The sequence below is a fragment of the Streptomyces sp. P9-2 genome, assembly GCF_051903975.1.
GTDB lineage: Bacteria > Actinomycetota > Actinomycetes > Streptomycetales > Streptomycetaceae > Streptomyces > Streptomyces cellulosae.
Map to the genome: position 1 here is coordinate 3,824,063 of NZ_CP192633.1, position 19,942 is coordinate 3,844,004.

The following is a 19,942-nucleotide window of genomic DNA, read 5'->3' on the forward strand; positions in this document are numbered from 1 at the left end:
CGTTCTATTCTCCGGGACCCGCAGGCTTCGGCCTGCGGGTCCCGTGCTGTGTCGTTGTCCGACGGCCGGTTCGCGGGTGCGGGTGGTTCGTGGCTGGTCGCGCAGTTCCCCGCGCCCCTGGCTGACTTTGCTGAAGGTGACTTGAATGGTGTCCGTCGGTCCTGAGCTGATTTCTCCTCGGTCCGCCCGGGTGACTGCCGCGCGGCGGCTTGCCAGGCGGAACTTCCGGGGGAAGGAGCGGCTGTTCCTCGCCGAGGGGCCGCAGGCCGTCCGAGAGGCCGCCGCGCACCGCACCGGGGACACCGCCACCCTTGTCGAGCTGTTCATCACCCCCGAGGCCGCCGAGCGGTACGCCGACATCGTCGGGGCCGCCCGGGCCGCGGGCGCCCGTGTGCATCTCGCGTCCGACGAGGTCGTCGCCGACATCTCCACCACCGTCACCCCGCAGGGCCTCGTCGGCGTCTGCCGCTTCCTGGACACGCCGTTCGAGGAGATCCTCGCCGCCCGTCCCCGCCTCGTCGCCGTCCTCGCGCACGTCCGCGACCCCGGGAACGCCGGCACCGTGCTGCGCTGCGCCGACGCCGCCGGGGCCGACGCCGTCGTCCTCACCGACGCCTCCGTCGACCTGTACAACCCCAAGGCCGTCCGCGCCTCCGTCGGCTCCCACTTCCATCTGCCCGTCGCCGTGGGCGTACCCGTCGAACGCGCCGTCAGCGGGCTGCGCGACGCCGGCGTACGGCTGCTCGCCGCCGACGGGGCCGGCGACCGCGACCTCGACGAGGAGCTCGACAAGGGCACCATGGGCGGCCCCACCGCCTGGATCTTCGGCAACGAGGCCTGGGGCCTGCCCGAGGAGACCCGCGCCCTCGCCGACGCCGTCGTCCGCGTCCCCATCCACGGAAAGGCGGAGAGCCTGAACCTCGCCACCGCCGCCGCCGTATGTCTCTACGCGTCGGCACGTGCACAGCGCGCCGCCGGAGGGTCCCGCTCCGTCACCGAGAGCTAGTAGGCTGACCAGCTCGGGGACCTCCCCAAGCTCTCGGCCGGGGCCCGGGACCGGGGCGCCCCGAGGACGTTCCGAGAGGTGGGGTACGGGGATGAGCGTCGGCACGAGCAGCGCACCGGGAGCAGAGCGCACGGCGCGCCCGCCCGCGCCCCGGCCCGGTGACCTCGCCGACCTCGGCATCGACCCCGACCAGCTCCCCGACGGACTCGTCGTCGCCGACGAGCACGGCCGGGTCGTCTGCTTCAACGCCGCCGCCGTACGCATCACCGCCGTCCCCGCCGAGCGGGCCCTCGGCCGGTCACTGGAGACCGCGCTGCCGTTAGAGGACCTGGAGGGGCGCCGCTGGTGGCAGCTCACCGACCCCTACGGCGGCCTCGCCATCCGGGTCGGCCAGCCCGAGCGCAACCTCCTGCTGCCCGGCGGCCGGGAGGTCCTCGTCTCCGCCCGCTACGTACGCACCCGCCCCACCGGGCCCGTCCGCCGGGTCGTCGTCACCCTCCGCGACACCGAGGCGCGGCGTCGCACCGAGCGCAGCCACGCCGAGCTGATCGCGACCGTCGCGCACGAACTGCGCTCCCCGCTCACCTCGGTCAAAGGCTTCACCGCCACCCTGCTCGCCAAGTGGGAACGCTTCACCGACGACCAGAAGCGGCTGATGCTGGAGACCGTCGACGCCGACGCCGACCGCGTCACCCGGCTCATCGCCGAGCTGCTCGACATATCCCGCATCGACTCCGGGCGTCTCGAGGTGCGCCGCCAGCCCGTCGACATCGGGGCCGCCGTCGGCCGGCACATCCAGGCGCACGTCGCGGCGGGGCAGCCCGCCGACCGGTTCCTGCTGCGGGTGCAGCACCCGCTGCCCGCGCTGTGGGCCGACCCCGACAAGATCGACCAGGTGCTGAGCAACCTGCTGGAAAATGCCGTGCGCCACGGCGAGGGAACCGTCACCATCGACATCACACCCTCGGCGTCCCCGCGCGAGCGTGAGCACGCCGAACCAGCGGCCACGTCGGTCACCGTGAGCGACGAGGGGCCCGGCATCCCGGAGGAGTCCATGAACCGCGTCTTCACCCGCTTCTGGCGGGGCAGCAAGCGCGGCGGCACGGGCCTCGGGCTGTACATCGTCAAGGGCATCGTCGAGGCCCACGGCGGCGCCATCACGGTCGGACGCGCCCCCGGCGGCGGCGCGGAGTTCCGATTTACGCTGCCCGTGGCGGCCCCCGCGTATCTCACCTGAGACGCCTGCGGCCCCCACGGGCGCTTTCGCCTGTCCCCACCCCGTTAGACTCGGCCTTTGGCACCTTTGCGTCCCGAGGACGGAAGCCGCGACGCCGAGCAGACGCGCGCCGGACCGTTCGTCCACGAGTCGATGACGGGGACCATCAGCCAGCCAACGGAAGCACGGGAAGAGATGTCGGCACCGAATAAGTCGTACGACCCTGTCGAGGTCGAGGCGTTGAAACCGGAAGAGATCGAGCGCATGCGGGACGAGGCGCTCGCCGCCTTCGCCGCCGCGGACTCCCTCGACGCGCTCCAGGAGGCGAAGGTCGCCCACACCGGCGGCGCGTCCCCGCTGGCCCTGGCCAACCGCGAGATCGGCGCGCTGCCCCCGCACGCCAAGGCCGAGGCCGGCAAGCGCGTCGGCCAGGCGCGCGGCGCCGTGAACAAGGCGCTCGCCGCCCGCCAGGCGGAGCTGGAGGCCGAGCGCGACGCCCGCGTCCTCGTCGAGGAGTCCGTGGACGTCACGCTGCCCTACGACCGCGTCCCGGCCGGCGCCCGCCACCCCCTCACCACGCTCTCCGAGCGCATCGAGGACATCTTCGTGGCCATGGGCTACGAGGTCGCCGAGGGCCCCGAGGTCGAGGCCGAGTGGTTCAACTTCGACGCGCTCAACATCGGCCCGGACCACCCGGCGCGCGGCGAGGCCGACACGTTCTTCGTGCAGGGCCCCGAGGGCGGCACCGAGTCCGGCGTCGTGCTGCGCACGCACACCTCGCCCGTGCAGATCCGCTCCCTGCTCGACCGCGAGCTGCCGGTCTACGTGATCTGCCCCGGCCGGGTGTACCGCACCGACGAGCTGGACGCCACGCACACCCCCGTCTTCCACCAGGTCGAGCTGCTCGCCGTCGACGAGGGCCTGACCATGGCGGACCTCAAGGGCACCCTGGACCACATGGTCCAGTCGCTGTTCGGCGAGGAGATGAAGACCCGGCTGCGGCCGAACTTCTTCCCCTTCACCGAGCCCAGCGCCGAGATGGACATGCTCTGCTACGTGTGCAAGGGCGCGTCCGTCGGCAACCCCGACCGGCCCTGCCGCACCTGCTCCAGCGAGGGCTGGATCGAGCTGGGCGGCTGCGGCATGGTCAACCCGCGGGTGCTCACCGCCTGCGGCGTCGACCCGGAGAGGTACAGCGGCTTCGCCTTCGGGTTCGGCATCGAGCGGATGCTGATGTTCCGCCACAACGTCGAGGACATGCGAGACATGGTCGAGGGTGACGTCCGGTTCACCCGGCCGTTCGGGATGGAGATCTGATGCGGGTCCCGCTTTCTTGGCTGCGGGAGTACGTCGACCTGCCGGCCACCGAGACCGGCCGCGACGTGCAGGCCAAGCTGATTTCGGCCGGCCTGGAGGTCGAGACCGTCGAGCACCTCGGCGCCGACCTCAAGGGCCCCCTGGTCGTCGGCCAGGTGCTGACCATCGAGGAGCTGGAGGGCTTCAAGAAGCCGATCCGCTTCTGCACGGTCGACGTCGGCCAGGCCAACGGCACGGGTGAGCCCCAGGAGATCGTCTGCGGCGCCCGCAACTTCTCCGTCGGGGACAAGGTCGTCGTGGTCCTGCCCGGCGCCACCCTGCCCGGCGGCTTCTCCATCAGCGCCCGCAAGACCTACGGCAAGGTCTCGCACGGCATGATCTGCTCCAGCGACGAGCTCGGCATGGGCGACGACGGCACCCACGGCATCATCGTGCTGCCGCCGGAGACCGAGGTCGGCAAGGACGCCGTCGAGCTGCTCGAACTCGTCGACGAGGTCCTGGACATCGCCGTCACCGCCAACCGCGGCGACTGCCTGTCCATCCGCGGCGTCGCCCGCGAGACCGCCATCGCCTACGGTCTGCCGCTGCGCGACCCGGCACTGATCGACGTGCCCGGGCCGAACGAGTTCGGCTACCCGGTGAAGGTCTCCGACCCCATGGGCTGCGACCGCTTCACCGCCCGCACGGTGACCGGCCTCAGCCCCGAGGCGCGCTCCCCGATCTGGCTCCAGCGCCGGCTGCAGAAGGTCGGCATGCGCCCGATCTCGCTCGCCGTCGACGTCACCAACTACGTGATGATGGAGCTCGGCCAGCCGCTGCACGCCTACGACCGCAACCAGGTCCAGGGCGCCATCGGCGTGCGCCGCGCGCAGGAGGGCGAGAAGATCGTCACCCTCGACGGCGTCGAGCGGAAGCTGCACGCCGAGGACCTCGTCATCACCGACGACCGCGGCCCGATCGGCCTGGCCGGCGTCATGGGCGGCGCCGACACCGAGATCGCCGACCACGACCCCTCCGAGGAGGGCGCCGGGGCGACGACCGACGTGATCATCGAGGCGGCCCACTTCGACCAGGTGTCGGTGGCCCGCACGGCCCGCCGCCACAAGCTGTCCTCCGAGGCCTCCCGCCGCTTCGAGCGCGGTGTGGACCCGCAGGCCGCGTCCGCCGCCGCGCAGCGCACCGTCGACCTGCTGGTGCTGCTCGCCGGCGGCACCGCCGAGGCCGGCGTCACCGAGGTGATCACCCCGAGCGCGCCGCACACCATCACCGTGGCCGCCGACCACCCGGACAAGGTCGCCGGTGTGACCTACGGCCGGGAGACCGTCGTACGCCGCCTCCAGGAGGTCGGCTGCGACGTCTACGGGCAGGACGAGCTGATCGTCACGGTGCCGTCGTGGCGGCCCGACCTCACGGACCCGAACGACCTCGCCGAGGAGGTCATCCGGCTGGAGGGCTACGAGAACCTGCCCTCCACCCTGCCCAGGCCGCCCGCCGGCCGGGGCCTGACCGCCCGCCAGCGGCTGCACCGCCGTGTCGGCCGGGCGCTCGCCGGCGCCGGGTACGTGGAGGCGCTGAACTACCCGTTCGTCAGTGAGCAGGTCTTCGACCAGCTCGGCCTGGAGGCCGACGACCCGGCGCGCCGCGTCGTCAAGCTGGTGAACCCGCTCAGCGACGAGGAGCCCGCGCTGCGGACCTCCCTGCTGCCGGGGCTGCTCGCCGCCCTGCGCCGCAACGACGGCCGAGGCTCGCACGACCTCGCGCTGTTCGAGACCGGCCTGGTCTTCCAGCCGCGCGACGCCGCCAAGGTCGCCGCGAACCTGCCCGTCGACCGGCGTCCCAGCCCCGACGACATCGCCGCGCTCAACGCCGCGCTGCCCGACCAGCCGCGGCACGTCGCCGTGGTCCTGGCCGGCGCCCGCGAGCAGGCCGGCTGGTGGGGCAAGGGCCGCCCGGCCGAATGGGCCGACGCGGTCGAGGCCGCCCGGACCGTCGCCCGCGAGGCCGGCGCCGAACTGGGCGTCCGCAAGGGGCAGTACGGGCCCTGGCACCCCGGTCGCTGCGCCGAGCTGACCGTCACCGTCGACGGCGCCGAGCGCGTCGTCGGCCACGCCGGTGAGCTGCACCCGCGCGTCCTGAAGGCGCTGGGCCTGCCCGCGCGCGCCTGCGCGATGGAGCTGGACCTGGACGTCCTGGAGCAGGTGGGCAACACCGTCCCGCAGGCGCCGTCCATCTCCACCTTCCCGGTCGCCACGCAGGACGTCGCCCTCGTCGTCGACGCCTACGTGCCCGCGGCCGAGGTGGAGGCCGCGCTGCGCGAGGGTGCCGGTGAACTCCTGGAGTCCATCCGCCTGTTCGACGTCTACGAGAACGCCGAGCAGCTGGGCGAGGGCCGCAAGTCCCTGGCCTACGCCCTGCGCTTCCGCGCGGACGACCGCACCCTGACGGTCGACGAGGCGTCGGCGGCGCGGGAGGCGGCGGTCGCCCTGGCGGCGGACCGCACCGGAGCGGTACTCCGCGGCTGACACCGCACGCTGTCCCACACACGGGCCGGTTCCAGGGCAGGACGCCTTGGCACCGGCCCGTGGTGCCTGAGCAGCAACAGGGCGGGCGCCCGCGCGCGCCACCTCGCGGCTTCGACGCGGCCGTACCCCAGCCCACGGAACCGTGGGACAGAGGCACCCCGGAGGGGCGGAGGGTGGGTTCCGGTTCGGGCATATGCGGGTGCGGGCGCGGGCATGTCAGTGCTGGTCAGTGAGCGGAACTGCGGCGTCCCGCCGGTTACTCACTCATTCGGGTGACTGAGCCGGGTGATGCGGCCGGAATCGGGGCCGCGGTCGACAGAATCGGACCGGCCTCTTGAGGCCGGTCTGCGCTGTCCGGGCCTATTTGGGGGGCCATGGCATGATCCGCTTCAACCCTGGGGCTCCCCGCGGGGGCCCACCCCGGTTCCTGTCACGGCTGCGCTCCCTCGCGGTGCCCACGGCGTGGGGCGCCGTCGCGGTGGCCTACCGGCTGACCTGCCCGCTGGCCCGGGACGACGCCATCGGCGCGCGCCTGGTCAGCAGCGCCGTGCTGTGCGCCGTAGGCACCGGCATCGTCCTGCACTTCCGGCGCCGCATGCTCCGCGAGGTCCGGCATGCCCGCCGGATCGCCGAGGCCGCCCAGAGCGTGCTGTTACGGCCCCCGCCGCCACGCGTCGAGGGCCTGGCCGTCGCCGCCGTCCACCTCTCCGCCGACCGGGGCGCCCGCATCGGCGGCGACCTCTACGAGGTGACGGCCACCGAGCACGGCGTACGGGCCGTCATCGGCGACGTGCGGGGCCACGGCCTCGGCGCCGTCCGTACCGGCGCCGCCGTCCTCGGCAGTTTCCGCGAGGCCGCCCACGACGAGAAGACCCTCGCCGGGGTGCTGCGCCGCCTGGAGCGTGCCATGGACCGGCATCTGCGCGACCAGACGCACGGTGACCGCCTCGCCGAGGACGCCGCCCCCGCCGCCGAGGAGTTCGTCACCGTCCTGCTGCTCGAGATCCTCCCGGACGGCGAGGTGCACGCCCTCAACTGCGGCCACCCCTGGCCCTACCGGCTGACCGGCGCGGGCGCCGAGCCGCTGGCCCGCGCCGATCCCCTCCCGCCGCTCGGCCTGTTCCCGCTGCCCGGCGAGCTGCCCGCCACCGCGTGCGGCCGGCTGCTCCCCGGCGACATCCTCGTCCTGCACACCGACGGCGCGGAGGAGGCCCGCGACGCCGGCGGCCGCTTCTTCCCGCTCGGCGACGTCCTCACCGAGGCGGCCCGCGACCGCCCGCAGACGCCCCAGGCCGTCCTGCGGACGGTCCTCACCGCCCTGCTCGACCACAGCGTCGGCCCGCCGAAGGACGACGTGGCCCTGCTGATCCTCGGGAACGAACGCTGCTCCCCGCCCACGCGGCAGACCTGCGGCGTCCCCCGCTCGGCCACGGCCGACCGGTGACGCCGTACGCCCGCACCGCGCGGGGCCGGCGGCCGTCCGCCCCGCCACGGAGTGTCGGGCAGGCGGCCGGGCGGACGGCGAACATACGGGCCGCCGCTGTACGAGGGGGAGCCGGCGGCCCGGCCGGCCTCTTTCGAGGCAATTCAGTCAACCGGCCGGGCACGCTCCGCGACAGCGCGTGCACACTGCGGATGCGGGCACTCCGTTCACACCCCGTGTGAACGCGCAGCCACTACCCTGTCCGCACCGAGCCACCGGGGGGCCCGACATGCAGCCCAACACTCTGCTGGACGCGATCCTCGACGAGGCCGGCATCTCCCACGCGGGGCTGGCCGCACACGTCAACCAGGCCGGGCGGGCGCGCGGTCTGACGCTGCGCTACGAACACACCGCCGTGGCCCGGTGGCTGAAAGGACAGCGCCCCCGGGGCCAGGTGCCCGACCTGATCTGCGAGGTGCTCGCCGTCCGGCTGCGCCGCCCCGTCACCCTCGACGACATCGGCCTGGGCGTCCCCGGGGAACCGGCCGTCCCGCACGCCGGTTCGCTCTCCGGGTTCGTCGAGCGGGCCACCGCACTGTGGCGCTCCGACCAGCAGGGCCGCCCCCACCTGCTCGGCGCCCCCGCCGTCACCGGCACCCCGGCCGTGATGCCCGTATGGGAGTGGGAGAACCCGCCGGAGGACGTGGACGTCTCCCGCGGCGGCCCGCACCGGGTCACCCCCGGCGACCTGGAGATGCTGCGCGCCGCCCGCGCCCACTACGAGCAGATGTACCGCAAGGCAGGCGGCATGGCGACCCGCGCCCGCATCGTCGGCTTCCTCAACGCCGAGGCGGCCCCCCTGCTGCGTGGCAGCTACACCGACGCCACCGGCCGCCAACTCCACCGTGCCACAGGCGGATTGGTGGCGATCGCCGGCATCTGCGCCTACGATTCCGACGCCCACGGCCTCGCCCAGCGCTACTTCCACCAGGCGCTGCGGCTCGCCAAGGCCAGCGGCGACCGGGGCCTCGGCGCGTACGTCATCGCGCTGCTCGTCAACCAGTCCCTGTGCATGCGGGAGTTCAGACAGGCCGTCGCCTTCGCCGAGGCCGCGCTGCGCGCCGCGGGCCACCGCATCACGCCGGCGCTCGCCTCGGACCTGTACGCGATGCAGGCGAAGGCGTACGCCCATCTCGGAGACGCGGCGGGCGCGTTGACCTGCATCCGGCGGGCCGAGGAGTCCGCCGGGCGCATCCACCGCGGCCACGAGCCGGACGAGACCGGCTATGTCCAGCCGGGCCTTGTCAATGTGCAGGTGGCGGAGGCGCTGCTGAGCCTCGGCGAGCTGGCGGCGGCGGGTGAGCACGCGGCGGCGGCCGTGGACACCCCGGCGCACGACCGGGGCCGGGTGCACCGGCTGGCCATGCTCTGCACCGTCGAACTGCGCCAGGGCAACGCCGACCGGGCGGTGGCCGTCGCCGTGCAGATGGCCGAACAGGCCCGCGGCATGGAGTCGCAGCGGCTGCGCGACCGGCTGCGCGAGGTGCGCGAGCATCTGATCCGCAGCGGCTGCGCGGGCACCGGCGAGGCGGCCGAACTCATCGACGGGGCGCTGCGGGTGCCGCTGTAGACGGCGGCGGGCCGCCTCCGGCGTACGAGGGGAGGCCATGACCTCGCCGCGCCCGGCGCGTGCCTCACCGCGCCGCCCCATGCGTCACGGGCGGCCCTCCGTGCGCCTGCTGTACGACCGCCACTGCTGCGATATTGCCCCTTACCCATCGGAAGGCGGCAGAACCATGCAGTGGACGAAACAAAACGAACAGCCTGTGTACTCAAACCGCTGGTTCAGCGTCAATCTCGCGGATGTCGAACTCCCCGACGGCCGGCACCTCGACCACTTCCTCATACGGCTGAGGCCCGTCGCGGTGGCCACGGTCGTCAACGACGCCAACGAGGTCCTGCTGCTGTGGCGGCACCGCTTCATCACCGACAGCTGGGGCTGGGAACTCGCCGCGGGCGTGGTGGAGGACGGCGAGGACGTCGCCGCCGCGGCGGCCCGTGAACTGGAGGAGGAGACCGGCTGGCGCCCGGGCGCCCTGCACCACCTGATGAGCGTGGAACCGTCCAACGGTCTCACCGACGCCCGCCACCACATCTACTGGTCCGACGAGGGCGAGTACGTCGGCGACCCGGTCGACGCCTTCGAGTCGGACCGCCGCGAGTGGGTTCCCCTCAAGGTCGTCCCGGACCTGATCACCCGGGGCGAGGTCCCGGCGGCCAACATGGCAGCCGCCCTACTCCTCCTGCACCACCTGCGCCTCTAGGAAGCGGGCCGCACGAACTCCGGCTGGTCCAGCACCCGCAGCCAGCTCCCGTCGGGCTGCCGCCGGACCACCTGCGCCCGCGCGCCCGCCCCGTCCCCCGGCGGCGTCGACGTCAGCGCGATGTCCCCGCCGACCAGCGTCGGCAGGGGCGGCTCCGGCTCGAACCGAGGGGAGTTGGCCAGCACCTTCTCCCACAGCGCGCGGATCGCCTCCCGCCCGGCCGTCACCCTGCCGGGCGGATGGGCCAGCACCGCGTCCTCCGCGTAGAGCGCCGCGACCCCGGCGGCGTCACCGGCGTTGGACCGCTCGACGAACCCGCTGGAGAAGCGGCGCCGGGTCACCCTGCGCGACGTGGCCGCGTACCCGGTCGTGTGCAGCCCGCCGGGATCCGGGCTGCGCGCGGTCCTGTACCAGGCGTGCGGCGCGCGGGGCGTTGGACCGGCCGTCGCGCTGGAGGCGAGCGCCGCCGACGCCGTCGCCGGCCTCGCCGCGCGCGGCCTGGGCGTCGCCGTCCTCAGCGACTCGATGGCGGACGCCTACCGCGACCGCCTCACCGCCCACGTCATCGCCGACGCACACGTCCCGGCCCTGCTCGCCCTGGTCCGGCGCCCCGCCCGCAACCCGGCGCTGCGCGCCCTGCTCACCCACTGCCGACGGGCGTTCGGCGCGAACACGACGGGCCCCGGGCCGGACGACCGGCCAGGGACCCGCGGATGAGACGACGTTCGCACGGTCAGTCGTAGCTCGGTCAGTCGTAGCTGTAGAAGCCCGACCCCGTCTTCCGGCCCAGGCGGCCCGCGTCGACCATGCGCTGGAGCAGCGGCGGAGCGGCGTACAGGGGCTCCTTGTACTCCTCGGACATGTGGTCCGGTGATGCGGCATGTGGTCTGACCTGCGGTTTCGGGACGCGAACTGTGTCCGTCGGTTGTCCCAGGGACATCTCAGGGACTTTCTGCGGAAGGCTGGTCGGCGCCGAGCCAGGCGTCCATGACCGACTGTCCCCGACGCCCTGCACCGGGCATGAAGTGAGCGTAGTGGTCCAGGGTGACCTTTGACGACGAGTGGCCCAGCCAGGCCGCGAGGCTCACCACCGACTCGCCGGCCTCCAGCTGCACGCTCGCGTAGGTGTGGCGCAGTACGTGGAACATGTGCTCGCGCGGCACGGCGTAGAGAGTCTGCCGTCGAGTACGGCCGCTGCGATCCTTCGTGGCCCGCTCGCCAACCGGTTCGATGACGCCGGCCGCAGCGAGCGCCGGTTTCCAGCACCGGTTGTTGAACGCCTGGTAGTAGACCCGGTTGCCGTTCTGTGTCGTGAGGACCAGGCGGACGGTGATCGGCTTGCGTTGACGGGCTTCGAGCGGGGTGGCGGGCGGCTCGGGATTCCGCCACGGAAGGGTGACCGGGGCAGCAGGGAAGCGCCGGAGGTGATTCTGTACCCGGGCGGCGAGGCCGGGGGAGAGCGGAACCTCGCGCATCTTGTTGCCCTTGGGCAGGCTGAAGTAGGGGCGGCCCTTGCCGTTCCACCTGACCTGCCGGCGTATGTGCACGAGACCCGCCGCGAAATCGATGTCCTCCTCGCCCAAACCGAAGACTTCCCCTTGGCGGAGGCCGAGCCCGAGCCCCAGGTCCAAGGCGAGTTGGTAGCGCTCGGGAAGGTGCTCCCGGACAGCTTCCACCGTGCTACGGGTCCAGGCGCCGGCCTTCCGCTTCCCCGCTCGCGGCGGCTTGACGCTGCGGGAGGTCTTGATCGGGTTGTGCGGCAGGCGCTTGTCGTCGACCGCGCTGGTGAGGATGGATGACAGGTGGCTCCAGACCACTTCAGCCGTCGAACTCTCGACCCGGCTGAGGAGCGCGGCGCTGTAGGAGCGCAGGACGGATGCGTCGATCGCTGCGAGGGGGAGGTCTCCCAGGAGGGGGAGGATGTGGTTGCGGATCCGGCTCTGCATGGGGGCGGCGGTCGAGGGCTCGTCGCTTCGAGAGGGCCACCAGTGGTCGATGATGTAATCGCCCAAGGTGATCTGGCCGTTCCGCGGGTCGACGAAGTCTCCCCGCAGGGAGTCGGTTCTCACCGTAGCGAGCCACTGCTTGGCATCCTGACTGGTGGCGAAGGAGCGGTCCCCGACCCCGGGGACTCCCTTTACGCGATAGCGCAGACCTTTCCCATACTGCGCGGTGCGCTCCCGCTTCCCCGTTCTGGGGTCAACCCGCTTCTTCAGCCAGCGATCTTCTATGTACCCGGCCACTGTGGCGTTGTCTCCTGTGCATTGGTGCTGAGCGGGGCGCTTCTTGGCGGCCCATGACTGGACCGGCAGTAGGAGCCCGAAGTGAGCTGTGAGCGGGGAGGGTTACCAGTCAGCCCGGGATCGGCTTCGTACCGAACGCGCCAGAGGACTGATCGCCGGGTTGGAACGCGAGTCTGCCTGCTCCTGGGTATGCACCCATTCGTTGAGAGCGGCGATGCGGTACATGACGCGACGCCCCATGCGGAAGCTGGGCGGCCCCTGGCGGCGATGGCGCCAGACGTAGAGCGTGTTGGGAGAGAGGCCGAGGTACTCGGCGGCCTGGGGGAGGTTCAGGAACGCGGTCTCGGGAGCTTGTTTGGTCTGCGTCATGGCGATGCTCCTGTCGTTGTGCAGTGACAGGACGAGATTAAGAAGAACGGACGGTTTGGTTTGGCCGGAATCATCTGCTATTGGACTACGGGCTTTTAACGCCTATTCACGAGGCTGGGGCACGGTCACCGACCTGCACCTGCACCAATCGGAACTGTGGCTTCCGATTCCGTTTACTCCTCGTTGCGGGGCGCCGCGCAGGTGAGAAGCCAGCTCTTCCTTAGCCACACACGGCACCGCCACCTCGCTGCGCAAGCATTGTCAGTGGCATACGCCAGACTTGGAGCACGGCACCCGCCAGTTTCACCCTGCCCTCCCGCAGCAAGGACGACATGGCATACCTGCACAAGCAGTTCGATGAACTGCTCCAGCTCATCAACGTCGATGTTGACGTACTGTCAGCCACCCGCGAGCGGCTCGCGCTGGCCAGAAAGATTGCGGAGAAGCATCCTGAAGGGCGGAGGTCGTATTGTTCGGGCTCCATCCCCGCCCATACCCACATACAGCCACACTCGGGTTCCGTCAGTGACGGAGACGGAGGCATCATCCTGGACCGGGTGAAGCATCCCGCTCTCGGTCCTGACGGCGATGGGGAGGCGCCCCACGCGATCACTGACGAGCTCGTAGACTTCATCGGCCCGAAGATTCGGGAAGAACACCACCAGGCGCGCGTCTGCAAGTCGCGTCGTGGCCTCAAGATCTACTTTCGTTCGCCGGTCAAGGGCGTTGATGTCACGGTCGATCTCATCGTGGCTCTGCAGCGGCGCGAGGGAATCGGCTTGTGGATACCCGACCTTGACAAGCCGACCGGATCCAAGAGCGCGTGGAGCAAAAGTGATCCCATCGGTCACGTGGAACTGCTGGGCTCGGGCGCCGAGTCCCTTCGCCGTACCCGGAGGAGGGCAATCCGCCTCCTGAAGGCGTGGAACGCTCAGGCGTGGAAGCCTGGGTTCTCCTCTCACAATCTGTCCGTGTGGGCCTACGAGTTCATCAAGGAGGGCAGCGGACTCGTTGCTGCAGTCCACGATGTTCTCGAGCAGGCTTCGAAGCGGCTTCAGGAGAACGAACCCACGAGGGATCCTCGCGGGGTGTCCCCCGACATCAAGCCGCTGATCCCTCAGGAGGATGCAGAGCGGCGTCTGAGGATCGCCGCCCGGGACCTTGGGGCGGCGATGGCGGACCCCGATGACGCCGAAGTTGTTCAGCAGGTCCTCGAAAAGCTCTTCCCGAAGACCATGAGCGAGGCAGCAGATCGCTTCTCCGCGGCTCTCCCGATTCGCACCACCAATCAGCTCGGCTTCGCAGGTCCGAGCCAGGTCATCGCGAAGAGCCGGTCCTGGAGGCTGTCGTAGGTCATGGGTAGTCTGCAGAGTGCCCATAGGCCTTGGTTCGCGCGCCCCCTGGCCCGCACCAGAATCCTTGACGAGATGCGGTCGACCGGGCTCGATGTTCATGAGGTTGAGAAGCCAGTGGCCTTCGAACAAGGTCTCAGCCTGCTGGTGTATCCGCACATCCGAATCCTGCCAAGCCACAGCGTGCGCATTGCCTTCTCGCCGGAGGACCCCGAGATGCCGTGCGTCCATGCCAAGGGACCCGACTGTCCCGCTCACCGCAATCCGGACGGTTCTTTGTGTCTCTGGTACCCGAAGGATTCCGCTGCCCGCCGTTGGTGCCCTGGTGACAGCGGTGTGCAGTTGCTGGCCATCATCGTTCGCCACTTGCGCTGGGAGGTCGAATATCAGCGCACCGGCTCATGGCCCGGTTTCGAGGCGCCGCACGGCTATGTCTCTCCCGGACTTGATGAAAGGGACAACATCGTTGGCTGAGGCGTTCAAGACCTTCGCCCCGTACGCGACAGTCCTCGCTGCGCTCGTCACAGGCCTAGTGGTCATACTCCAGTGGCGAGCCGGCCGTCGTGCTCAACAGCAAGACAGGAAGCAGGAAATTTTCGCCGCCGCTTATGAGGCCTGCATTGAGTACGCCGAGATGGCCTATGCAGTACGGCGCCGCCGCACGGATGCGGCCGCAGAGGAGCGAATACGTCTTTCGGAGCAACTGCGCGAGATTCAGATCAAGCTCGCGAGGTACGAGGCGTGGGTCAGATTCGAGTCACCGGACGTGGGGAACGTATACGCCGACCTTGTCAGGCTGACGCGACAGGTCGCAGGCCGAAGCATCAAGGACGCGTGGCTGGGGACCGGGGCGGAAACAGATCCGTCCATGGTCATCCCGTCATCGGTCGTCGATCTCAATGGGCTCGCTGCACCACGCGAACGCTACATGGCGGCCGTGGAGGTGCACCTACGCCCTCACCGGCGTTTTCGCCTCGGCCGCGCTTCCCTTACCTCGGCTCCGGGGTCTACCGGGGCATGATCACGTGATGGTCGGCGCCACGGTGCTCACTGGGACGTCCTTGTGGTGTCCGTGCTGGACTTGGCGTGCGGCAGGTCGCTGCCTGCAGATGTGGTGAGTCCGTACTGGGCGGCCTGTGCCTGGAACATGGCGTGGTAAAGGCCGTCCGTTCGGACCATGAGGTGATCGTGGTCGCCGTGTTCGGCGATGTGTCCGTGGTCGAGGACGTAGATGTGGTCGGCGGTGGCGGTCGCGGCGAGGCGGTGGGTGATGAGGATGACGTCGGTGCCGCTGTCGGCGAGGGTGCGCAGGCGTTCGAAGGCTTCGATCTCGGCGTGGGGGTCGAGGGCGGAGGTGGGTTCGTCGACGAGGAGGACGGGGGCGTCGCGGTAGCGGCTGCGGGCGTTGGCGAGCTTCTGCCATTGGCCGCCGGAGAGTTGGACGCCGCGGTCGTAGCCCTTGAAGACGATGGAGTCCCAGCCGTGGGGGAGGCCTTCGACGAGTTTGCGGATGTCGGCGGCCTGGGCGGCCTCCTCGACGCGGGTCATGTCGCGGGGGCGGTCGCCGGCGCCGATGGTGATGTTGGTGGCGGCGGTCATCTGCCACTGGGGGTAGTCCTGGGCGAGGAGTCCGACGGAGCGGAAGATGCCCGCCCGGTCGGCCTCGCGGGCCTCGACGCGTTCGCCGTCGGGGCCTTCCCACCAGACGTTGCCGTCGGTGGGCAGGAGGAGGCCGGCGAGGTCTTGGCGAGGGTGGTCTTGCCGGAGCCGTTCGCGCCGACGAGTGCCGTCACCTGCCCGCGCTCCACCCGCAGGCTCACGTGGTGGAGGGACGGGGCGGTGGCGCCGGGGTAGGTGAAGGACACCTTCTCGACGGCGACCGCCCGGACGGGCTCGGGCAGGGGCGTGCCGGTGGCGGGGATGGCGTGCCGGGCGGCGAGCTGGGTGGCTTCCTCGGTGTCGCCGAGGTGCAGCATCTCCTCGTACATGCGGTTGACCTGCTGGACGAGGGAGCGCAGACGGGCGGTGGAGGTCTGGATGGCGACCACGGCGGTGCCGCCCACCGCGAGGGGCAGGCCACCGCTGGTCAGCAGCCACCACAGCACCCCGTAGCAGCCGAGGGACGCGATGCCGGAGAACGCGCCGGCGACGAGGTCGGTGTGGGCCTGGGCGCGGGCCAGCCGGCGCTGCTCGGTCTCCATCAGGGAGGACATCTCCTCGTAGCCGCGCAGCAGCAGCGTGCCGGCCGAACGGGCGCGGATCTCGCCCGCCGCGTGGGGGAGCGTCAGGTACTGCAGGAGGGTGGCGACCGCCCGCCGGTGGTCGATCCAGTGACGGCGCGAGAGGTACTCGCGCCGGGCGGAGCGCACCGCGCCCCATCCCTTGGGCAGCGCGATCGCCAGCAGCATCGGCAGCAACGCCCAGTGCAGCGAGGCCAGCACGACCGCCGAGGCCACCATGCTGATCAGCACGCCCGCCACACTCACCGACAGCCCCAGCATGCGCCGCGCCGAGTCCGTGCCGAACTTTCCCGCCTCCAGGATGCGTTGGACCTCGGGCTGTTCGGTGGCAGCGACCTCGACACCGGTGACGGCGCGGTAGTAGTCGGGGGCGACGGCCCGCTCGACCTGCGGCTCCAGCCGCCCGGACATGGCCGTCGTCGAGGCGGCGAGCAGCGCCGTGCCGACCGAGACCACCGCGAGGACGACCAGGGCGGGCAGCGACTGGCGCAGCTTGTCCGCGGTCGGGCCGTCCGCGAACAGTTCGGTCAGCACCCGGTTGACCGCCACCAGCCCCCACGCCGCCGTCACCCCCTGCCCGACCTGGGAGATCACCAGTCCGGACAGGGCGCGGCGGTCCACGGCCCACCCGGCCCGCAGCACCACGGCGACCATCCGGGGCAGCGCCGAGGCCATCCGACCGAACGTCATCCGCGTCAGCGCGCCCTCGTGGTGGACGTAGGCCTGGTTGTAGCGCAGGCGTCCGCCGAACAGTTCCTGCTCGGCCGCGGACACACCACCGGCGTGAGGCGGCAGCTTGCCGGGAGCGGCGTCGTCGTGCAGCGGGGACATCGTGCTCCTCCGGTCGAAGTGGGCGTGCCGGCCGCACAGCGGCCTCACGGCCGGACGGCGGGGACGGGTAGGGAGGAAAAGGGGCGCGTGGACGCGCGCTACGAGTGCGGCGCGCCGGGAGTCAGTGCTCGAGGTAGCACACCGTGCTGGCGCTCCGGGCCTGGGCGACGGCGGCGAGACGGTGGAAGGCGGCGGCGGACAGGTCCTTCTGCCACTCCTCGAGGGAGCGGACGGAGAGCTCGGTGTGCTCGTCCGGGTCCAGGACGATGGCGTCGATCTGGTCCTGGGCGAGCCGTCCGCCGTCGAAGACGAAGCCCACCTTGTTGGTCGTCCACGTGCCCGTGGGCGGCATGAAGTGCATGGCCAGCAGACGCGGACGGTCACCGAGGCGCAGGCCCGTCTCCTCCACGCACTCGCGGACCGCGCACTGCCAGGGTGTTTCGCCCGGATCCATGTTCCCTCCGGGCCACTGCCAGAGGGACGGGTCGCGGGTCGCGCGGAGCTGGAGGGGCCGGTCGTCCAGGTCGGTCACGTAGAAGCAGGCGTAGACGGTGGCCTTGGGCAGGGTGGCGATGTACTCCTCGGGCGGGAGCCAGGTTCCGCTCATGCGGTCTCCGTACGGTCGGTCGGCGGTAGTTGGCGCAGGAGGTCTCGCGCTTCAGTGGGAGCTGGTGGGTTCAGCGAGCTGGCGGCCGGTGCTCGACAGTCATGCCCACCCCGTTTCCGAGTAGGCGTGTCCGGCACGGATATGAGCGATGGCCTCCCGTGTGTACGGGACGAGTCGGTCCGGCAGAGCGTCCGGCTCCCACCACTGCCATGCGAGGCACTTGTCCGGCTCGCGCACCTCCGGCTCTCCGGCCCAGGCCCGGGCCCGGAAGACCAGCTGAAGTCGTGGCCGCCGGCCCGGGCCGGGGAACTGATGCACCGCGTGCGCGAACTCGACATCCTCCGCACGGATCCGGAGACCCGCTTCCTCCTCGGCTTCCCGGAGCAGGCAGGTGACGGCGCTCTCCTGCTCGCAATGGCCGGCGAGGAAGTGCCAGGTGTTCGGCGCGTAGGCGGCGTCGGGGTGCCGCAGGCCGAGCAGGATGCGACCGCCAGGGTCCTCGAGGTAGAGGTGCACGCCGATGACGTTGGGGACGGTTCCGGCACCATGGCGGACCGGAGTCGTCGGGGGCGGCTGCCGGGTGGCCGCGTGCCGGCGCACCAGGTCGAGGGTGGAGGGGAGTATGCGCAGACGGGTCATGTCGTCCGGGCGGAACCAGTGGAGCATCACTCCCTCGGCGAGCGGGAGCTGTGCAGGGTCGCCGTCCCAGCGGCCCGCATAGATCTGGACCGGCAGAAGGGAGCCGTCGGCCTCGGATGCGTCTGCGACGACGAAGGGCTCCAGGAACGGCAGACGCAGGCCGGCCTCCTCCCGTAGTTCCCGTCGAACGGTGTCCTCCAGACAGGGATCTCCCGGCTCCCGTCCGCCACCGAGCAGCGACCAGCAGCCGGGCTCACGGATGCCGGGGATGTCGTCCCGCAGGTGCAGCAGGTACTCGCCGTGGCCGTTGTAGATCAAGGCCGAGGCGTGGGTCGGCTCCCTGTGTTGCTTTCTGCCATGGGCGGAGGCGGGGGAAGGATCCACGAGGACCTCCAACGGGGTCTGGTGGCCGCACGGCCGTGGCCACGTGAAGGGAGAGACGGTCAGCTCCGACGAGTGAGTGCATGATCCAGCAGGACAAGGCGGCCTTGTGTGGATTCGCCAGGATTTACGTCGAGGTTCGGATGCTTCTCGCCGTCTGAATTGCCTCCTTGCTACGCAGCGGTGTGGCGCAGGACCGGGGTGGGTGGAGCGGGTTGAACGGAAGGCGCTCTCATGAGGCTGACGTGGCAAGTGGATGGGCTCTTTCCCGGCCGGGCGTACTACGTCGCAGCCCGTTGAAGACTGTCGCGAATCACTCCGTCGCTGACCACCAGAGCGGATATCAGTTGCCGGCGAAGGTCGTTAGGGAGGCGGCCTGCTTCGAGCCCGCATTCGGCCACGAGGGAGTGGCAGTCCTGCAATTGCTGGTCGGAAGCGAGCGCGGTGAAGACCGGGTGCGCGAGTATCTCCCGGGCGGCGTAGCCGTCCCAAGCCTCCGCGGTGCGCCGGTGCAGGTCGTGAACGATCCGCCGCGCGGCGGCCGACCTGGTGCCGATGATGTCGAGGGCTGTTAGCCCCATACGGATGTCGAAGACTGTCAGGCCATGTCCGTCCGGGTGCTCGAGGTAGGCGGTCGCGAGATCTGTCATGGGCGGCGGGATGGTTTGGCCCAGGCCGCGACGGGCCAGCTCGGCGAGGCAGGCGGTGACGAGTTGCTCCCACGGGTCTCCGGGCTCGGTTTCTGCGAGGAGCTGTTGGACGCGTTCGGTTTCGCCGGACGCGATGGAGGCCAGGACGGCGACCTGGCGGCCGTCGAGCATGTGCCGGCCGATGCCGCGGTGAGTCTCGATGTGGGCGAGTGCCTCGGCCCAGCGACCGGAGGCGGTGAGGGTTCGGGTGCCGTCGGCGAGAAGCACGCGCCACAGCCAGGCCCGCACCTCCCGTCGGTCTTCCGGGCTGGACGTGAGATGGGCCGGGACAGTGATGTCGTCGAAGTGGCCGTCGGTGCCTGTGTCGACGACTTTGTACAGGGCAAGGAGGCGCTGTCGGCCGCTGTCGGGGAGACCTGCCCGGATCTGCAGGCGGGCGAGGTTGACGACCGGCTCCAGAGCACGGATGGCAGTCATGCCAGGTAGCGGGCAGGCGTGCAGGTATCCGTGAGCGTGCTGGTGGCACCAGGCGGCGGCAAGGCGCGGGAGGCCGACGTCCGAGGCGATGAGGGCGGCCTGGTTGAACACGGCCGAGGCGGTGCCCTGGTCCGAGGAGGCGCGGGCGGTCTCGGCCAGATCGGTGAGCGCCTGGACGCGCTGGGGGAGTGGGAGGCAGGCGGGACGGAAGCGGGCGACGAGTGGGAAGCGGCGCAGTGCGGGATTCATGAACTGCCTCCAGGCCGAAGTCGTGCAGTGCCGAGGGAGTGCCGGTGCTCGCCCGCCTGTCGGGGGCCAGGTGGGCGAGCACCGGTGCTGTGCGGG

17 protein-coding genes and 2 pseudogenes are annotated in these 19,942 nt (G+C 71.1%); 11 read left to right on the forward strand and 8 right to left on the reverse strand.

Translation table 11 applies throughout. The annotated features are described in order from the left end of the window. Positions 1 to 145: 145 nt before the first annotated feature. The 7 genes from ACQY0Z_RS17500 (at position 146) to ACQY0Z_RS17530 (ending at position 9,808) form a co-directional block, all read left to right on the forward strand. Positions 146 to 1,006 carry a TrmH family RNA methyltransferase gene (locus tag ACQY0Z_RS17500; RefSeq protein WP_254586071.1) on the forward strand — a complete coding sequence of 287 codons (861 nt, stop codon included), beginning with the start codon at positions 146 to 148 and terminating at the stop codon, positions 1,004 to 1,006. 91 nt (positions 1,007 to 1,097) lie between these two features. Continuing rightward, positions 1,098 to 2,243, forward strand: coding sequence for a sensor histidine kinase (locus tag ACQY0Z_RS17505; protein WP_189905862.1), 1,146 nt, complete (start codon positions 1,098 to 1,100; stop codon positions 2,241 to 2,243). Positions 2,244 to 2,417: 174 nt separating this feature from the next. Further along, positions 2,418 to 3,539 carry a phenylalanine--tRNA ligase subunit alpha gene (gene pheS, locus ACQY0Z_RS17510; RefSeq protein WP_254586070.1) on the forward strand — a complete coding sequence of 374 codons (1,122 nt, stop codon included), beginning with the start codon at positions 2,418 to 2,420 and terminating at the stop codon, positions 3,537 to 3,539. Then, on the forward strand, positions 3,539 to 6,061 hold the full coding sequence (pheT, locus tag ACQY0Z_RS17515) for a phenylalanine--tRNA ligase subunit beta (RefSeq protein WP_189905860.1): 2,523 nt from the start codon (positions 3,539 to 3,541) through the stop codon (positions 6,059 to 6,061). The genes pheS and pheT overlap by 1 nt, the downstream gene beginning before the upstream one ends. 379 nt (positions 6,062 to 6,440) lie before the next feature. Further along, positions 6,441 to 7,505 (forward strand): PP2C family protein-serine/threonine phosphatase, encoded by a 1,065-nt coding sequence (locus tag ACQY0Z_RS17520; RefSeq protein WP_275980787.1) that lies wholly within the window; start codon positions 6,441 to 6,443, stop codon positions 7,503 to 7,505. Positions 7,506 to 7,773: 268 nt separating this feature from the next. Beyond that, a complete protein-coding gene (locus ACQY0Z_RS17525; protein ID WP_254586068.1) occupies positions 7,774 to 9,114 on the forward strand; it encodes a transcriptional regulator in 1,341 nt (446 codons plus the stop codon). 166 nt (positions 9,115 to 9,280) lie between these two features. Further along, positions 9,281 to 9,808, forward strand: coding sequence for an NUDIX domain-containing protein (locus ACQY0Z_RS17530; RefSeq protein ID WP_189905856.1), 528 nt, complete (start codon positions 9,281 to 9,283; stop codon positions 9,806 to 9,808). Here ACQY0Z_RS17530 and ACQY0Z_RS17535 read toward each other — a convergent pair. Continuing rightward, positions 9,805 to 10,149, reverse strand: a complete 345-nt coding sequence (locus tag ACQY0Z_RS17535; protein WP_381728347.1) for a YybH family protein — start codon at positions 10,147 to 10,149, stop codon at positions 9,805 to 9,807. The genes ACQY0Z_RS17530 and ACQY0Z_RS17535 overlap by 4 nt on opposite strands. Positions 10,150 to 10,159: 10 nt before the next feature. Between ACQY0Z_RS17535 and ACQY0Z_RS17540 the strand changes: the two genes are divergently transcribed. After that, positions 10,160 to 10,525: a LysR substrate-binding domain-containing protein gene (locus tag ACQY0Z_RS17540; protein WP_337662767.1), complete on the forward strand. Its 366-nt coding sequence runs from the start codon at positions 10,160 to 10,162 to the stop codon at positions 10,523 to 10,525. Positions 10,526 to 10,556: 31 nt separating this feature from the next. Here the strand turns inward: ACQY0Z_RS17540 and ACQY0Z_RS17545 are convergent. The 3 genes and pseudogenes from ACQY0Z_RS17545 to ACQY0Z_RS17555 all read right to left on the reverse strand — a co-directional run. After that, positions 10,557 to 10,670, reverse strand: a pseudogene (locus ACQY0Z_RS17545) (3-hydroxyacyl-CoA dehydrogenase family protein); the annotation flags it as partial. 79 nt (positions 10,671 to 10,749) lie between these two features. Continuing rightward, complete coding sequence (locus ACQY0Z_RS17550; RefSeq protein ID WP_439812507.1) at positions 10,750 to 12,051, reverse strand: tyrosine-type recombinase/integrase; 1,302 nt, start codon at positions 12,049 to 12,051, stop codon at positions 10,750 to 10,752. Between the two features lie 102 nt (positions 12,052 to 12,153). Next, positions 12,154 to 12,420, reverse strand: coding sequence for a helix-turn-helix transcriptional regulator (locus ACQY0Z_RS17555; protein ID WP_189905841.1), 267 nt, complete (start codon positions 12,418 to 12,420; stop codon positions 12,154 to 12,156). Between the two features lie 332 nt (positions 12,421 to 12,752). On the opposite strand from ACQY0Z_RS17555, the gene ACQY0Z_RS17560 reads away from it, so the two are divergent. The 3 genes from ACQY0Z_RS17560 to ACQY0Z_RS17570 all read left to right on the forward strand — a co-directional run bounded on the left by ACQY0Z_RS17560 (position 12,753) and on the right by ACQY0Z_RS17570 (position 14,793). Beyond that, on the forward strand, positions 12,753 to 13,772 hold the full coding sequence (locus ACQY0Z_RS17560) for a hypothetical protein (RefSeq protein ID WP_189905839.1): 1,020 nt from the start codon (positions 12,753 to 12,755) through the stop codon (positions 13,770 to 13,772). A gap of 75 nt (positions 13,773 to 13,847) precedes the next feature. After that, positions 13,848 to 14,246 carry a hypothetical protein gene (locus ACQY0Z_RS17565; protein ID WP_189905838.1) on the forward strand — a complete coding sequence of 133 codons (399 nt, stop codon included), beginning with the start codon at positions 13,848 to 13,850 and terminating at the stop codon, positions 14,244 to 14,246. Then, entirely contained in the window at positions 14,239 to 14,793 is a 555-nt protein-coding gene (locus tag ACQY0Z_RS17570) for a hypothetical protein (RefSeq protein ID WP_439812508.1), read from the forward strand. The genes ACQY0Z_RS17565 and ACQY0Z_RS17570 overlap by 8 nt, the downstream gene beginning before the upstream one ends. Before the next feature lie 26 nt (positions 14,794 to 14,819). Here ACQY0Z_RS17570 and ACQY0Z_RS17575 read toward each other — a convergent pair. The 4 genes and pseudogenes from ACQY0Z_RS17575 to ACQY0Z_RS17590 all read right to left on the reverse strand — a co-directional run bounded on the left by ACQY0Z_RS17575 (position 14,820) and on the right by ACQY0Z_RS17590 (position 19,846). Next, positions 14,820 to 16,843 (reverse strand): annotated as a pseudogene (locus ACQY0Z_RS17575) (ATP-binding cassette domain-containing protein). A gap of 121 nt (positions 16,844 to 16,964) precedes the next feature. After that, a complete protein-coding gene (locus ACQY0Z_RS17580; RefSeq protein ID WP_189905836.1) occupies positions 16,965 to 17,450 on the reverse strand; it encodes an NUDIX domain-containing protein in 486 nt (161 codons plus the stop codon). Positions 17,451 to 17,549: 99 nt separating this feature from the next. Beyond that, the gene (locus ACQY0Z_RS17585) at positions 17,550 to 18,407 is read right to left on the reverse strand and encodes an NUDIX hydrolase (RefSeq protein ID WP_439812509.1); all 858 of its coding nucleotides are present in this window, start codon (positions 18,405 to 18,407) and stop codon (positions 17,550 to 17,552) included. A 344-nt stretch (positions 18,408 to 18,751) separates the two neighbouring features. Then, entirely contained in the window at positions 18,752 to 19,846 is a 1,095-nt protein-coding gene (locus ACQY0Z_RS17590) for a hypothetical protein (RefSeq protein WP_189905834.1), read from the reverse strand. Between the last annotated feature and the right edge of the window lie 96 nt (positions 19,847 to 19,942).